This is a genomic window from Cloacibacterium caeni (genome assembly GCF_907163105.1).
GTDB classification, from domain to species: domain Bacteria; phylum Bacteroidota; class Bacteroidia; order Flavobacteriales; family Weeksellaceae; genus Cloacibacterium; species Cloacibacterium caeni_A.
On record NZ_OU015321.1, the window covers coordinates 798230 to 811360 of the forward strand.

The window sequence follows — 13131 nt, forward strand, 5'->3', positions numbered from 1 at the left end:
TGTGTGCAAAGATGAAAAAAAATATTGATTTTTGATTATGTATTTTGAAGAGAATCACTATATTTGCACCACAAGAAAAAATAAAGCAATGGCAAACCAAATTAAAGGGAAAATTTCACAAATTATCGGTCCAGTTATAGACGTTCTTTTTCAAGAAGTAGAAGAATTACCAAAAATTTATGATGCTCTTGAAATTAAAAAATCAAACGGAGAAACTGTTGTATTAGAAGTAGAACAACACATTGGTGAAGATATGGTAAGATGTATCTCAATGGACGCTACTGACGGTTTACAAAGAGGGCAAGAAGTTGTAGGAACAGGAAACCAAATTACCATGCCAACAGGTGATGGTGTAAACGGAAGACTTTTTAACGTAGTAGGTAATGCAATTGATGGACTTCCTAATTTATCTAAAGATGGCGGTTTGCCAATCCACAGAGAAGCTCCTCATTTCGATCAGCTTTCTACTTCTGCTGAAGTTTTATTTACTGGTATCAAAGTAATCGACCTTATCGAACCTTATGCAAAAGGTGGTAAGATCGGATTATTCGGTGGTGCTGGTGTAGGAAAAACAGTATTAATTCAAGAATTAATCAACAATATTGCTAAAGGACACGGTGGTTTATCTGTGTTCGCTGGTGTAGGTGAAAGAACAAGAGAAGGAAACGACCTTCTTAGAGAAATGTTAGAATCTGGTATCATTAAATATGGTGAAGGTTTCATGCACTCTATGGAAGAAGGTGGATGGGATTTATCTAAAGTAGATTTAGAAGAAATGAAAGATTCTAAATGTACCTTCGTTTTCGGACAAATGAACGAACCTCCTGGTGCAAGAGCTAGAGTAGCACTTTCTGGTCTTACTGTTGCTGAATATTTCAGAGATGGTGGTGAATCTGGTCAAGGTAGAGACGTATTATTCTTCGTAGATAATATCTTTAGATTTACTCAAGCGGGTTCTGAGGTATCTGCACTTTTAGGACGTATGCCTTCTGCAGTAGGTTACCAGCCAACTCTTGCTTCTGAAATGGGAGCAATGCAAGAAAGAATTACTTCTACTAAAAACGGTTCTATTACTTCTGTACAAGCAATTTACGTTCCTGCGGATGACTTAACTGACCCGGCTCCAGCAACTACGTTTGCTCACTTAGATGCAACTACTGTATTAGATAGAAAAATTGCTTCATTAGGTATTTATCCAGCAGTAGATCCACTAGCTTCTACTTCTAGAATCTTAACTCCAGAAATTTTAGGAAATGAGCATTATGATACAGCTCAGAGAGTAAAAGAAATTCTTCAAAGATATAAAGCACTTCAAGATATCATTGCAATTCTTGGTATGGAAGAACTTTCAGAAGAAGATAAATTAGTAGTATATAGAGCTAGAAAAGTACAGAGATTCTTATCTCAACCTTTCCACGTTGCAGAGCAATTTACAGGTCTTAAAGGAGCTTTAGTAGATATCAAAGATACGATTAAAGGTTTCAACATGATCATCGATGGTGAGTTAGATCACTTACCAGAAGCTGCTTTCAACTTGAAAGGAACTATCGAAGAAGCTATCGAAGCAGGTCAAAAAATGCTTGCTGAAAACGCTTAATAAATTTTAAATGTTAAATTTTAGATTTTAGATTTGATTTCAACAATTTAAAATTTAAAATCTATAATCTATAATTTGAAAAGAAATGAATATTAAAATATTAACTCCGGAATTTGTAGTTTTTGATGGCGAAGTAGATTCAGTCCTTCTTCCTGGAAAAAATGGTGATTTCCATATCATGAAAAACCACGCCGCTATTGTTTCTTCTTTAGTGAATGGTAAAGTAAGAGTTTTCACGAATGCAATTCAGAATGAAAATTTTGCAAAATTCTTTACCAAAGAAAACGAAAAGAACAGTGTTTTTTCTTATTCAATAAACAGTGGTGTAGTAGAATTTAGTAATGATAAAGGAATTATCCTTTGTGATTAAAATTCTTCACAATAAATTAAAAACTCGAGCAATTTTGTTCGAGTTTTTTGTTTTTATAAGGTTAGGATGACTCCGTTTTCTTTTAAAATTTGCATCGGCTTAGAATACCAAAACAATTCGAAATCATCAAAATCTAACTCATATTTCGCTTTTAACTGATTAAATGTTAGATTTTTTTCAGAATGAATAGAAATTTCATCAATGGTTTCAAGAAGCCAAACTGCTTTTTCTTTTTCTAAATTGATACTAAAAACATTGGTCTTTTCATGGAACGTAAGTGTTGCCATTTCCCAAGAATTTCCTTTCTTGGTTTTAGTATAAAATTCAACTAACGGTTTTACACTTGTCCAAATGATTTTAGCATTCGGTTTGGAGCTAAAGTGGTCTTCTTCTAAAAGACAATCGTGAATATAATCAGGATGAATAGTGGTTTTAGGAATTTTAAATTCAAACCATTCTTGCAGCGGATTTTCAAAACAAATTCCGTGCATATAATTAAACAGAGATTTCTTTAAGCCAAAACTAAATTTGCTATGGTCAATTCCGGTTTTATCTTGAAATTCTACATCGTTGTTGGCAAAAGTAATCTCTTTCAAATGAGGAACTACACCAAATTCTTCAGGATTTTTCCCAACAGGAGAATGTGCGGTCATGGCAAATTGATGCCAAAAACCACTTTGTAAAATCCCCATTTCGAACATTTGACGAACCATTTCCAGAGAATCGATGGTTTCTTGTTCTGTTTGAGTAGGATAACCGTACATTAAATAGGAGTGAACCATAATTCCTGCTTCAGTAAAATTTCTGGTGACTTTGGCAACTTGAGAAACAGAAACTCCTTTGTTGATGAGTTTCAATAATCTGTCAGATGCTACTTCTAAACCCCCAGAAACTGCTACACAACCAGAAAGTTTCAATAAAAAGCATAAATCTCGGGTAAAACTTTTTTCAAATCGAATATTGGTCCACCAAGTTACCACGAGTTTTCTTCTCAAAATTTCAAGAGCCACTTCTCGCATTAAAGCTGGTGGTGCTGCTTCATCTACAAAATGGAAACCGTTTTCTCCTGTTTTTTCAATGAGTTCTTCCATTCTGTCTACCAAAATTTTAGCAGCAATAGGCTCATAAATTTTGATATAATCAAGTGATATATCGCAAAAAGTACATTTTCCCCAATAGCAACCATGAGCCATTGTAAGTTTATTCCATCTTCCATCACTCCACAAACTGTGCATAGGATTGGCGATTTCTATTACAGAAATGTATTGGTCTAAAGGTAAATCTGTGTAATCTGGCGTCCCAATTTCGGCTTGTTTATAATCGTGTTTTTCGGAATTGTTTTTATATACAACTTCTCCGTTTTCTAATAGGAAAGTGCGTTTGAATAAAGATTCTTCACTCTGCTCAGAATGACAGACGTTTTCAAAAAGTAATTCTATCGGAAGTTCACCATCGTCTAATGTGATATAATTAAAAAATTCAAAAACTCTTTTGTCTTTTAAATCTCGGAGTTCTGTATTGGCAAAACCACCACCAAAAGCCGTTTTAATGTTTGGATAATGATTTTTGATATATTGAGCGCATCTAAATGCCGAATACAAATTACCGGGAAACGGAACGGAAAAACAAACCAGTTTCGGCTGCGTTTCAGTAAGTTTTTTATCTAAAATTTCAACTGTAAAGTTATCTACAAAAGTTTTGTCTGATTGGAGTTTTTGATATAACTCGTCAAATGAATTAGCGCTTCTTCCTAGTCGTTCTGCATATCTGCTAAATCCAAAATTTTCATCAATATTTTCTACAATATAATCTGATAAATCTTCTAAATAAAGGGTAGCGAGATGTTTTGCTTTGTCTTGCAGTCCCATGTTTCCAAAAGCGTATTCCATATCATCTAATTGATTAAATCTGGAAGCTTCTGGCAAGAAATTCATACTGCAAATTTGTCTTGCAAGTGTTGGTTTTTTGTTTTGAAGAAAAGCAATGACTTCATCTATGGTTTTGATGTATTGTTCTTTTAACGCGAAAATTCTCTGAGCGTTTTCAGATAAATTTTCAGGCTTTACATTAAAAATTTCACTAACTCCTTTTTTGGAAAATATTTCTAAGATGACTTCAATTCCCAAATCGATTTGATAATTCGAAATATTTTTGGTATTAAGAAATCCTTTCAAGTACACAGTTGCAGGATACGGCGTATTGAGTTGGGTAAATGGAGGAGTGATGAGCAGTAAATCTTTCAAAAAATGAATTTTTGCAAAGGTATGATTTTCCTATAGATTTTTGGAATAAAAAAATCCGTCAGAAGAGTTTCTAACGGATTATAATTCATTGAATTTTATAAATCAAAATCTCCAGCTGCTTCTGGCTGATAAATAAGGTCTACAATTTTTATTTTGGTCATTCCGCCAGGAACAATCCATTCTATTTCGTCACCGATTTTGTAACCGATTAATGCTGTAGCAATAGGTGAAAAAATGGAGATTTTATTTTCTTTTAGATTGGCATCTTGTGGATATACAATTTTAAAGGATTGCTCTTTTTGAGTGTTTTCAAAAAAAAGTTTTACTTCAGAATTCATAGTCACTACATCCTTATCAATCTTTTCTGAAGGTACAATTTCTGCTTTACTTAGCTCAGACAAAAGCTTTTCGGCCTCATTGCTGTTAATGGTTTTAGAATTTTTAGCATCAGTGATGGCTTTGTAAATTCTAGTGTAATCATTCTTAGTTAAAGTTACTTTTTTCATAATATTTATGCATTAAAAAAACCGTTTGGAGTTCCAAACGGTTTCAATTTTTTATTTTAATAAAAATTAAAGCGGTTTAAAACTCAAATTTTGTTCTTCTAATAATTTTTCAGCTTGTTGCTTGTAAACACCATTCACTAATTTATCGTGAATCGCTTCAAAAGCAGCAAGAGTTTCATTGATTTCAGCATCTGTGTGAGAAGCTGTAGGAATTAATCTTAGAAGAATGCTTCCTTTTGGAATTACTGGATATACTACTACAGAAGTGAATATTCCGAAGTTTTCTCTTAAATCTTTAACTAGAAGAGTAGCTTCTACTGGTGTCCCTTGCATGAAAACAGGGGTTACACAAGTGTTAGAATTTCCTAAGTTGAAACCTCTTTCTAATAAACCATTTTGTAGTTTTTCTACATTTTCCCAAAGTTTAGCTTTGATTTCTGGTCTTGTTCTTAAAAGTTCTAATCTTTTTAAACCTCCAATTACCATTGGCATCGTCAATGATTTTGCGAAAATTTGTGAACGAAGATTGAATTTTAAATATCTGATGATTTCTTTGTTTCCAGCGATAAATGCACCGAAACCAGCCATAGATTTAGCAAAAGTAGAGAAGTAAACATCAATTTGGTCTTGGCAACCTTGCTCTTCTCCAGCTCCAGCTCCAGTTTTTCCTAAAGTACCGAAACCATGAGCATCATCTACTAATAAACGGAAACTGTATTGTTTTTTGAACTCAGCAATTTCTTTAAGCTTACCTTGTTGACCAGTCATCCCGAAAACTCCTTCAGTGATAACTAAAATACCGCCACCGTTTTCTTCTGCAACTTTAGTCGCTCTTTTTATATTTTTTTCGAAGCTATCCATGTCGTTATGACGGAACATGAAGCTTTTTCCCATGTGAAGACGAACTCCATCTACAATACAAGCGTGAGAATTAGAATCATAAACAATTACATCATGTCTAGAAACCAATGCATCAATTGTAGATAGCATTCCTTGGTAACCAAAATTCAATAAATAAGCAGATTCTTTTCCTACGAAATCAGCTAATTCTCTTTCTAATTGTAAGTGTTGTTCTGTTTCACCAGACATTGCTCTAGCTCCCATAGGATAGAACATACCATATTCAGCAGCAGCTTTAGCATCAGCTTCTAAAACTTCTGGGTGATTACAAAGTCCTAAATAATCATTTGCGCTCCAAAAAATGACTTCTTTTCCTTGGAATTTCATTCTAGGGCCAATTGGACCTTCCAATCTTGGAAAAATGAAATAACCTTCACCATAATCTGCAAATTGACCTAGAGGACCAGGATTTTCTTTAATTCTTTCAAAAATATCTTTCATTTCGATGATATTGTAGATTTGTATTTTAAATTTTAAAAAAATCAGATGCCAAGAAGGACATCTGAATTCTATTTTTATTTAATGTATTCTGTTTTAAAAACTTCTTCGTAATTATGGACACAATTATTGATGAATCCTTGTTCTTCCATCCATTTATCACTGTATACTTTGGTGATATATCTAGAGCCATGGTCAGGGAAAATTAATACTACTAAATCGTTTTCTGAGAAAGGATTTGCATGAGCATATTGTCTAAGGGCTTGTAAAACAGCTCCTGTAGTATAACCACCCATAATCGCTTCTTTAAGAGCAATTTCTCTAGTACAATAAGCACTCATTTCATCATTTACTCTCACAAAATGGTCTATTCTGTCAAAAAGTAAAGCGGATGGAATAAGATTTTTTCCTAATCCTTCAATTTGGTATGAATGAATTTCAGAAGGGTCTATTTCACCTGTTTCGTGATAGGTTTTTAGGATAGAACCATCTGCATCTACACCAATAATTTTGATATCAGGATTTTTTTCTTTTAAAAATTTAGCAGAACCAGAAAGTGTTCCACCAGTTCCTGTACAAGCAAAAAGATGAGTGATTTTTCCTTTTGTCTGTTCCCAAATTTCTGGACCAGTAGAAGAATAATGTGCGTCTATATTCAGCTCGTTAAAATATTGATTGATGTAAATAGAATTTGGTGTTTCTGCTGCAATTTTTTTCGCTACTTCATAATAAGAGCGAGGATCGTCTGCAGGAACAGAAGCAGGACAAACGTATACAGTAGCACCCAAAGCTTTAAGATAAGCAATTTTTTCTGGCTTGGTTTTATCACTTACAGAAAGAATACATTTGTATCCTTTTATAATACTTACCATAGCGATAGAAAAGCCCGTATTTCCAGAAGTGGTTTCTACGATAGTAGCACCAGGAGTTAAAAGACCTTTTCTTTCGGCAGCTTCTATAATGTGAAGCGCGATTCTATCTTTAGTAGAATGCCCCGGATTAAAAGATTCTATTTTAGCATAAACTTTTGCTGGAATATCCTTAGTTACTTCATTAAGTTTCACCATTGGAGTATTACCAATTAACCCGAGAATATTATCAAAAACGTTCGTCATTTTCTTCATTTTTCTCTAAAAAACCGATTGCAAAAATAAGAAAAAAATCAAATAAATTTATCATTTTGTCCTAACATTTTGAACGGAAAGCAAATAGAAATGATTTTTTTCATGTTTTTTGTTCAATTCTTTACCAAATTTTAAGCCAAACAAATGTTTAAATTTATTTTTTCATTTTTTTTCTTAAAATATTCTTAATAAATCTATGTTTTAGAAAATATCAGAATAAAAAAACTTAATTTCGCAACATTGTAAATTTTTAAAAATTTCTATGAAGAATTGGACTTTCAAAAAATGGAATACCATTTTAGGTTGGGTGGTTTTTGCAATCGCATTTTTCACCTATTTATCTACTATTGAACCTAATTTTAGTTTTTGGGATTGTGGAGAATACATTTCATCTGCTGTAAAATTAGAAGTTACTCACGCTCCTGGTGCTGCATTATTTCAATTAATGGGTGCTGTTGCAGCTATTTTTGGCTTCGGAGATGGTTCTAAATATTCTGTAATTATCAATGCTATGTCTGCACTATTTAGTGCATTCACCATATTATTTTTATTTTGGACAATTACGCATTTTGTAAGAAGACTTTTAAATAAAGACTTCGAAGACGTAACTGTTTCAGACGAAATTGCCATTCTATTTGCTGGTGTCATTGGTGCTTTAGCTTTTACTTTTTCAGATACCTTTTGGTTTTCTGCGGTAGAAGGAGAGGTTTATTCTATGTCATCTATGTTTATTGCACTTTTGGTTTGGCTCATTACGAAATGGGAAAACGAATATCATGACAGTGATAATGAACGTTGGCTCATTCTAATTTTCTTCATTACAGGACTTTCTGTAGGAGTTCACATGATGGTGATGTTAGCAGTTCCAGCCGTTTGTTTGATGTATTACGCTAGAAATTATGAATTTACATGGAAGAGTTTTATCATCGCTAATTTGGTGACACTTTTCATTCTAGCAGTAGTTTTCAAAGGGATTTTCCCAATTATCATGAGTCTTTTCGGTAAATCTGAAATTTTCTTTGTTAATGGGTTAGGTTTACCTTTCCATTCAGGAACAATTGCAGCATTTATCATTTTGTTTGCTCTAATGTATGTAGGAATTTCTTATGCTAGAAAATCTAAAAGCAAATTATATCAAACCATCGCACTATCAGTAATTTATATGATTATTGGTTTTTCTTGTTGGTTAGTCATTCCGATTAGAGCGAACGCAAATCCGCCAATGAACCTTAATGATCCAGATAACGCCATCGGAATGCTAGATTATTACAATCGTGAACAATACGGAGATTGGCCAACTTCTTACGGACAAAACTATACTGCATATTTAGACAATTATGGTATTGAAAAAAATGATGATGGTAGTTATAAAACGCAAAAAACAGGTGATGTTTACGAAAAAAATGAAAAAACTGGTCGTTATGATATCGTAGGAGAGCGTTTCAATTATGTTTATTCTAAAGAACATGTAAGCATTATGCCGAGAATGTTCAATGAAGATGAAACCGTGATGAGCAATTACATTTCTATGTATGGAGCGCCAGATTTTGAATTCAATTATGACAATCAAGATATTGCAGATAATCCTCAAGCTAAAGAAGTTTTTGACCAATTAAGACAAAAATTTGAAAACGGAAGTATCACGCTTGATGATTACAAACAAGCCAGAGAATATGATTTAATCAAGGTTCATAGACCTACATTAGCACAGAATCTTACCTATTTTGTAGAATTTCAAATTGGATATTATTTTGTAAGATATCTCATGTGGAATTTTGTAGGAAGACAGAATGATTTAGAAGGTCACATGGAAAATACCAATGGAAACTGGGTTTCTGGTATTCCTGCAATTGATGACAATTTATGGGGAAGTCAAAAAGATATGCCTGCAAAATTCAAAAATGAAAGTACGGTTTATTTCTTCTTTTTACCATTGATTTTAGGACTTTTGGGAGCATTTTTCCAGTTCAACAAAGATTTTGGAAGATTTTGGGCAATTCTTTCTTTATTCGTGTTAACCAGTTTTGGAATTATTTTCTATACTGGTGTAAAACCTTTTGAACCAAGAGAAAGAGATTATGCAATGGTAGGAAGTTTTTACGCCTTTGCAATTTGGATAGGTTTCGGAGCTGCAGCAATTCTTTGGTATTTACAAGAAAAAATTAAATCAAATGCAGCTACTTGGATTACTGGAATTGTTTTATTAGGAGTTCCATTAATGATGGGCTTCCAGAATTATAATTCTCACGATAGAAGTGAACGTTATGCTGCTTATGATTTCGCTTATTCTTCATTAAAATCTCTTCCAAAAAATGATATTTTCTTCGTTTATGGTGATAATGATACGTATCCAATTTGGGGATTACAAGAAACAGAGCAATTCAGAGATGATGTAAAAGTGGTGAATTTCACGCTTCTAGGAACACCTTGGAATATTGACCAAGTAAAACGCAGAACATACAATTCAATGCCAGTTCCGTCAGTTCTTACGCATGAAGAATACAGAGATGGAACCAATGATCAAGTAGTTTTACTTTCTGCAGAAGATTGGAAAAATTTTATTCAGAATAATGTAGATGCTGGTGTTCCAGAGAGTTTATTTGAGCCTTACAAAAAATACATGGTTCAAGATTCTATGAACATCAAAGACGCAGTAAATTTCTTAAGAAAAAGAAGTCCAGAAAAAGATGAAATTTTAAAATTACTTTTTGGAGAAGATAAATATGAACGTTTTAATTTCTTACCTGTTTCTAGATTTGTTTTACCTGTAAATAAAGCAAATGCCGTGAAATCTGGAATCATTTCTGCAAAAGATTTACCGAATACAGTAGACCAAATTACCATAGATTACAGAAGAGGAAATATGTTTAAAGCCAATTATATTTTGATGGATATTTTGGCGAATTTCGATTGGAAACGTCCTATCAATTTCTCAGTGGGCGGAATTTATGATGACGAAAACATTTTCTATTTGAAAGAATATCTTCAGTTTGATGGATTCAGTTATAGATTGGTTCCTATTAAAACAGAAGAAAGAGAAGATGGCGAAATGGGAAGAGTAGATGCTGAAGATTTATATAAAATTGTCAAAAATTACAAATGGGGCAATTTCAAAAATCTAAATGTTCACATGGACGAAACGTGTACACAGAACATCGTAAGTTACAGAAGTTCTGCAAGTAGAGCTGCAGAAGCATTAACTTTAGAAGGTAAAAAAGCAAAAGCCATCGAAGTTTTAGATTTGGCAAGCAGAGAAATTCCTTCTACCAAATATAATGACCCACGTTCTTTAAGCGCAATGGTTTATGGATATATTGTTGCAGGTCAAGAACAAAAAGGATTACAATTGGCAGAGCAATTAAAAAGAGATATTTTCGAAGAATATGACTATTATTTGTCGCTTTCTAAATACGAACAAAAATATGTGAAAAAACAGATGAATGCTCAACCTATCTTGTATTCATTGGTAACAGGAGCAGTTTCTGATGCGTATAAGAAAATCGGTCAAAAAGATAAAGGTTACAATTACTTGTTAAAATCCATCGAACCGATTGATAAGAGATTTAAAAACTTCATCAGTGATTTGCAAATGGCAGGAAAAGAAAAAGCATTCAACGAAGCTGAGAAAGTACAAAAAATCACACCGTTTTATTCTTATTTGTTCGAAGTAATGAAACCTTATGATTCTACTTATCCAAAAGAAAAAGAAGCAGAAATCACCAGACAAATGATGAAAGCTACGAACTAGTTTTTTAATTAAATTCTATATAAAATCCGTTAGAAATTTTCTGACGGATTTTTTTATGACTGAAAGTCTAAAATCTTTGACAGCGATTTTTTTAAAACTATATTTGTAAAAATTTACACGAAAAAATGTCTGAAACTTTACAGAAGTACGCGAAATTTCCTCTTTTGGCAGTAGTTTTTACCGTTTTGGTAAAACTTCTTTTTTTGCTCACGCATCATATTCAGGAAGATGCTTTTATCACGTGGAGAGTTGCGCAAAACTTATTGGATTACGGTGTTATTGGTTTCAATGGAGAAACTAAAATTTCTGCTTCTACTACGCATTTGTATGTGTTTGTTTCTTATTTTTTTAACCTGATTTTTGGCAAAGAAGACTTCATTTTCCCATTATTGATTTTCAATTCATTATTGTTTACGATTGGTAGCTACTTTCTTTCAAAATTAATTCTTGAAAATCCTGTACATCAAGCTATTTTTATTTTTTTATTTGGTATTTTGCCACCTTCCATCAAAATTTCAATTCTCGGAATGGAATACGGAATTCTGTTCTTTCTAGAAATGTCTTTGTTGTATTTTGGGTTCAAGCAAAATAAAATCTGGGCACAAATTCTTTTCCCCATTCTCATTCTTTTCACCAGAATTGATACAGTGATTTTCTTAGGTGTCGTCTTTTTAGTCGATATTATTTGGAATAAAAAAATTCGTTGGTTCTACATTTTAGGTGGAATGTTAGGAGTTGCCGTTTTGATGAGTTTCAACTGGTTTTACTTCGGGGAATTGGTAAATAATACCATTGTTGCCAAAAGTGTGACGTATGCAAAAAACATGAGTTTGGCACTCCAATGGAAATATTTCCTAATGAATTATGGTAATTTCTGGGGAATGCTGAAACTTCCAGGAGATTTTAATCCTTTCACGATTTTACTTCTAGTTTTTGAGCTTTTAGCGTTTTTATACATCGTTTCGAAGAGAGAAAGTAAAAACCTTTTCATCTGGATTATTTTTCTTTTTGGCTGGACAAAACAATTGATTTTTATTTCTCAAAGAAGTTATTTTGATTGGTATTATTGGGTTCCACAGATTTTGCTTTTTGCAGTGATTTTGGTATTTGTTTTAGAGCAAAAAACATATAAATTGTGGTGGATTTCTCTGCTTGTCATTTTTTATATTTTACCGATGGCAGCTTTTCAAACGATTCATTCTATCGCCACAGGAAACGGAGAGTGGAATTACAGAAGAAGCATTGGTTTGTTTCTGAAAGACTATGAAAAAGATAAAAATCAATACATTTTACTGGAACCAGCTGGTTATATTCCATATTTTTCAGGTTTAAAAGCGATAGATGAAGTCGGTTTGGTGGATAAAGAAATTCAAACTGAAATCAAAAAAGACAAAGCCAATTATTGGAAAAATACCGTCGAAAAAAGAAAACCAAAGTACTTATTGGCTCCGAAAAATTTATTTGAAGGAAAAGATGGAAGTTTTTATCAAGAAAATTATCGATTGTTGAAGGAGTTTAGAATTAAAAATCACTTAAATTCTGACAATAAAATTTTAGAAAAAATATACAGATTAAAACCTTCTGGAACAGATTATAATCTCTACGAAAGAAAATAATTAACCTAAACCTTTGCCTTTGCCTTAACCTATGAAATACTGTGCTTTTTTACGCGGCGTAAACGTAAACGGAACTGCAATGAAAATGGCAGAAGTCTGTGATGTTTTCAAAAAAGCAGGAATGAAAGACGTTTCTAGTGTTTTGGCAACAGGAAATATTTTATTTGAATCTGATGAAGTTCCAGAAAATTTAAAACAAAAACTGGAAAAATCACTTTCCGAGCATTTTCAATACGAAGCTTTTTTGTTTTTAAAAACTGATGAAGAAGTGAAAGAAATTTTAGAAAATTCTCCTTTTGAGAAAGACGAAAATCTACATATTTACAGTTTTATTTGTAATTCGGGAGACGGAAATCTTTTGATGCAAGAGTTTCTAAAAACCAATCATCAAGAACAGGAAGAAGCCAAATTAAACAACGGTAATTTTTATTGGAAAATTCCTAAAGGAAGTACGCTTGACAGTGAGTTTGGTAAGATTTTGGGAAAGAAATCTTTTAAAAACATTCTAACCAGCCGAAATATCAATACCATCGAAAAAATTGTCAATAAATTTTTCATCCTTTAAGAATGAGGCAAAGAAAATTAATCC

Annotated in this window: 9 protein-coding genes; 5 read left to right on the plus strand and 4 right to left on the minus strand. The window is 32.7% G+C overall.

Annotated features, from left to right (window positions below):
• Positions 1-88: 88 nt before the first annotated feature.
• Together atpD and KKQ76_RS03765 are read left to right on the plus strand one after the other, a co-directional pair.
• A complete protein-coding gene (gene atpD, locus KKQ76_RS03760) occupies positions 89-1597 on the plus strand; it encodes a F0F1 ATP synthase subunit beta (RefSeq protein ID WP_213195886.1) in 1509 nt (502 codons plus the stop codon).
• 85 nt (positions 1598-1682) lie between these two features.
• Positions 1683-1967, plus strand: coding sequence for a FoF1 ATP synthase subunit delta/epsilon (locus KKQ76_RS03765; RefSeq protein ID WP_213195887.1), 285 nt, complete (start codon positions 1683-1685; stop codon positions 1965-1967).
• 53 nt (positions 1968-2020) lie between these two features.
• On the opposite strand, the gene KKQ76_RS03770 is transcribed toward KKQ76_RS03765, so the two are convergent.
• The 4 genes from KKQ76_RS03770 to KKQ76_RS03785 form a co-directional block, all read right to left on the minus strand.
• Positions 2021-4210: a B12-binding domain-containing radical SAM protein gene (locus KKQ76_RS03770; protein WP_213195888.1), complete on the minus strand. Its 2190-nt coding sequence runs from the start codon at positions 4208-4210 to the stop codon at positions 2021-2023.
• A gap of 95 nt (positions 4211-4305) precedes the next feature.
• Positions 4306-4716: a nucleoside diphosphate kinase regulator gene (gene rnk / locus KKQ76_RS03775; protein WP_213195889.1), complete on the minus strand. Its 411-nt coding sequence runs from the start codon at positions 4714-4716 to the stop codon at positions 4306-4308.
• Between the two features lie 66 nt (positions 4717-4782).
• Positions 4783-6057, minus strand: a complete 1275-nt coding sequence (locus KKQ76_RS03780; RefSeq protein WP_213195890.1) for an aminotransferase class I/II-fold pyridoxal phosphate-dependent enzyme — start codon at positions 6055-6057, stop codon at positions 4783-4785.
• Between the two features lie 74 nt (positions 6058-6131).
• The gene (locus tag KKQ76_RS03785) at positions 6132-7169 is read right to left on the minus strand and encodes a PLP-dependent cysteine synthase family protein (protein WP_213195891.1); all 1038 of its coding nucleotides are present in this window, start codon (positions 7167-7169) and stop codon (positions 6132-6134) included.
• Between the two features lie 271 nt (positions 7170-7440).
• On the opposite strand from KKQ76_RS03785, the gene KKQ76_RS03790 reads away from it, so the two are divergent.
• From KKQ76_RS03790 to KKQ76_RS03800, 3 genes are all read left to right on the plus strand, one after another.
• A complete protein-coding gene (locus KKQ76_RS03790) occupies positions 7441-10926 on the plus strand; it encodes a glycosyltransferase family 117 protein (RefSeq protein WP_213195892.1) in 3486 nt (1161 codons plus the stop codon).
• 125 nt (positions 10927-11051) lie between these two features.
• Positions 11052-12542, plus strand: a complete 1491-nt coding sequence (locus KKQ76_RS03795; RefSeq protein WP_213195893.1) for an LTA synthase family protein — start codon at positions 11052-11054, stop codon at positions 12540-12542.
• Positions 12543-12573: 31 nt separating this feature from the next.
• Positions 12574-13107, plus strand: coding sequence for a DUF1697 domain-containing protein (locus KKQ76_RS03800; RefSeq protein WP_213195894.1), 534 nt, complete (start codon positions 12574-12576; stop codon positions 13105-13107).
• The last annotated feature ends 24 nt before the right edge of the window (positions 13108-13131 follow it).